Source organism: Nonomuraea sp. NPDC049141, from assembly GCF_040648415.1.
Lineage (GTDB): Bacteria > Actinomycetota > Actinomycetes > Streptosporangiales > Streptosporangiaceae > Nonomuraea.
Map to the genome: position 1 here is coordinate 1 of NZ_JBEZDR010000131.1, position 2,426 is coordinate 2,426.

The following is a 2,426-nucleotide window of genomic DNA, read 5'->3' on the forward strand; positions in this document are numbered from 1 at the left end:
TCCTGGGGAGGGACGGCGGTGGCGCGTGACGGCGCACGCGGGGATCATGGTGACACGCCCGTTCCGATCGGGTGGACCCGCACGTCGGGGCGGCGACGCCGGGCACCTGTTGCTGGGCGGCGACGTCCCACGGCAGTACCGTGCCGGGTGACGGGGATCCCACCGAACTGAAGGGGATGGAAACATTAACCCCATGAGAGCCCGGGTACTGGTGGTCGACGACGACCCCGCGCTCGCCGAGATGCTCGGCATCGTCCTGCGCAGCGAGGGCTTCCTGCCCTCGTTCGTCGCCGACGGCGAGCGGGCACTGGCGGCGTTCCGCGAGAACCGCCCCGACATCGTCCTGCTCGACCTCATGCTCCCCGGCATGAGCGGCATCGACGTGGCGCGGTCGATCCGGGCCGAGTCGGGCGTGCCGATCGTCATGCTGACCGCCAAGAGCGACACGGTCGACGTGGTCCTCGGCCTGGAGTCCGGGGCCGACGACTACGTGGTCAAGCCGTTCAAGCCCAAGGAGCTGGTCGCCCGGATGCGGGCGCGGCTGCGCCGCGGCGAGGACGTCGCCCCGGAGATGTTGACCATCGGGCCGCCCGGCAACCAGATCACCATCGACGTCCCGGCGCACACCGTCAGCCGCAACGGCGAGGAGGTGAAGCTGACGCCGCTGGAGTTCGACCTGCTGGTCGCGCTCGCCCGCAAGCCGCGCCAGGTCTTCACCCGCGAGGTGCTGCTGGAGCAGGTCTGGGGCTACCGGCACGCGGCGGACACGCGGCTGGTCAACGTGCACGTGCAGCGGCTGCGGGCCAAGATCGAGCCGGATCCGGAGCGGCCGGAAATCATCCTCACCGTGCGGGGCGTGGGCTACAAGGCAGGCACCGGATAGCCTGGTCACACTGTGGCCACCTCCCTCATCCCGGACCCCCCGACGGCAGCCCCGCGCCGGCACGTCGCCGCGCGGGAGCTGTGGCGTGGCGTGCACGGCCGGGCCGCGCGCCTGCTCGCCGGCCTGCACCAGGCCTGGCGGCGGTCGCTCCAGCTGCGGGTGGTGACCATCACACTGGTCGCGTCCAGTCTCCTGGTGGGCGGTTTCGCCTACCTGATCGCCGACAAGATCACCGGCATCCTGGTGGAGAACGTCGAGACGGACGTGCGGGTGCGGCTGGACAGCGGCGCGGACTACGCGGCGAAGCAGTTCGGCCTCTACGACCAGCCGCAGGAGACGCAGCTGCAGGAGACCATCGAGGGCACGGTCAACTACCTGGCCGGCGGTGACCCGCAGCAGACCACCGGCGTGATCGTGGCGCTCGTCGCCGACAACCACAACGACGCCATCCAGCCCCGCTCCTCGCCCGCGGTCAACGTCCGCCCGCTGATCAGCCCGGAGCTGCGCGAGACGGTCGCCGGGGGCAAGGTCGCCAGCCAGATCCGCACCGGGCGCCTCGGCGAGGAGCGCACGAAGTACCTGGTCTACGGCTCCCCGGTGCCCACCCGGTTCGGTCAGGTGGAGCTCTACTACCTCGTACCGCTGGCCCGGCAGGACGCCACGGCCGCCGAGGTCCGGGACACCGTGGCCGCCACCGGGGCGGCCCTGGTGCTGCTGCTCGGCCTGCTCGCCGGCCTGGTCACCCGGCTGGTGGTGACCCCGGTGCGGGTCGCCGCCCGGACGGCCCAGCGGCTCTCCGCCGGCCTGCTCGACCAGCGCATGGTGGTCAACGGCGAGGACGACCTCGCCCTGCTCGCGGCGTCGTTCAACCAGATGGCGACCAACCTGCAACGGCAGATCCTGCGGCTGGAGGAGATGTCCCGGCTGCAACGCCGCTTCACCTCCGACGTCTCGCACGAGCTGCGCACCCCGCTGACCACGGTCCGGATGGCCGCCGACCTGATCTTCGCGGAGCGCGACGAGTTCGACCCGGCGGTGGCGCGCAGCGCCGAGCTGCTCCAGGCCGAGCTGGACAGGTTCGAGGAGCTGCTGACCGACCTGCTGGAGATCAGCCGCTTCGACGCCGGCTTCGCCATGCTCGACTCCGAGCCGACCGACCTGGTGCCGGTCGTGCACCGGGTGGCCGACCGGCTGGCCGGCCTCGCTGAGCGCGTCGGCGTGGCCATCGAGCTGGACGTCCCCAGCACCCCGGTGATCGCCGAGGTGGATCCCCGGCGGGTGGAGCGGGTGCTGCGCAACCTGGTCGGCAACGCCGTCGAGCACGGCGAGGCCAAGCCGGTGCTGATCACGCTCGGGACGGACGACACGGCGGTGGCGATCACCGTCCGCGACCACGGGGTGGGGCTCAAGCCGGGCGAGGAGAAGCTGGTGTTCAACCGCTTCTGGCGGGCCGATCCGTCCCGGGCGCGGCAGACCGGCGGCACCGGGCTGGGCCTGTCGATCAGCCTGGAGGACGCCCGGCTGCACGGCGGCTGGCTGGAGG

General features: G+C 72.1%; 2 protein-coding genes. Both read left to right on the forward strand.

Annotated elements, in window-relative coordinates:
* Positions 1-193 precede the first annotated feature (193 nt).
* The gene (gene mtrA / locus AB0B91_RS65120; protein WP_089001893.1) at positions 194-883 is read left to right on the forward strand and encodes an MtrAB system response regulator MtrA; all 690 of its coding nucleotides are present in this window, start codon (positions 194-196) and stop codon (positions 881-883) included.
* Positions 884-895: 12 nt separating this feature from the next.
* Positions 896-2,426: MtrAB system histidine kinase MtrB (gene mtrB, locus AB0B91_RS65125; RefSeq protein ID WP_358343020.1), on the forward strand; the 1,531-nt coding region annotated here is incomplete at its 3' end.

What these genes read in the sequence shown, in the direction of transcription:
- mtrA (WP_089001893.1), top strand. Translation starts at nt 194, where the DNA reads ATGAGAGCCCGGGTACTGGTGGTCGACGACGACCCCGCGCTCGCCGAG.